Here is a 772-nt window from a genome sequence, read left to right as displayed (position 1 = left end):
TGATTATAAAGGCGGGGGAATGGCACAGCCATTCAGGCAGATTCCCCATCTGCTTGGAGTGATTACGAATATTGAGGGAAGCAAGAACTTCAGCGCAAGGGCCCTTGCCTCCATCAATAGCGAATTGAAAAAACGCCAGCGACTGTTCGATCGATATGAAGTCAATCACATCAACGACTACACGGATTTGTACAAAGAAGGAAAAGCGGAAGAACCGCTGCCGCATTTATTTTTAATATCAGATGAGTTTGCCGAGCTTAAGAATGAGGAGCCGGATTTCATCCGTGAATTAGTCAGCACTGCCAGAATTGGTCGGAGCTTGGGCGTTCATCTGATTCTTGCCACGCAAAAGCCCGGCGGTGTCATAGATAACCAGATATGGAGTAATGCCCGCTTCAAGATTTCCCTAAAGGTACAGGATGCCAATGATAGTAAGGAAATCCTTAAAAATGGCGATGCCGCAAATATCACGGTCACGGGGCGGGGATATTTGCAGGTAGGCAATAACGAGGTGTACGAACTGTTTCAGTCAGCATGGAGCGGTGCCCCTTATTTGGAGGATACGGCGGGATTGGAGGACGAGGTGGCACTGGTCACCGACCTTGGCCTAGTTCAAATCTCGAGTGTTTCGGAACAGGCTGCTAGTCGAAGGAAAGAAAAAATCAGTGAAATCGAAGCCGTTGCCGATCATATCGTGGCGACACAAGCAGAAATGAAGATCGAGAAGCTGGCAAGCCCATGGCTTCCGCCCCTTAAAGCTCGCCTATCGAGA

General features: G+C 48.8%; 1 protein-coding gene. It reads left to right on the top strand.

The window, feature by feature from the left end:
- On the top strand, positions 1-772 hold a 772-nt coding region (locus CVN76_RS06375; protein WP_269800025.1), incomplete at both ends, for an FtsK/SpoIIIE domain-containing protein.

This window comes from Bacillus sp. mrc49, assembly GCF_002803435.1.
The sequence above is the reverse complement of the archived record's forward strand: the minus strand, read 5'-3'. Positions and strand labels throughout refer to the sequence as shown.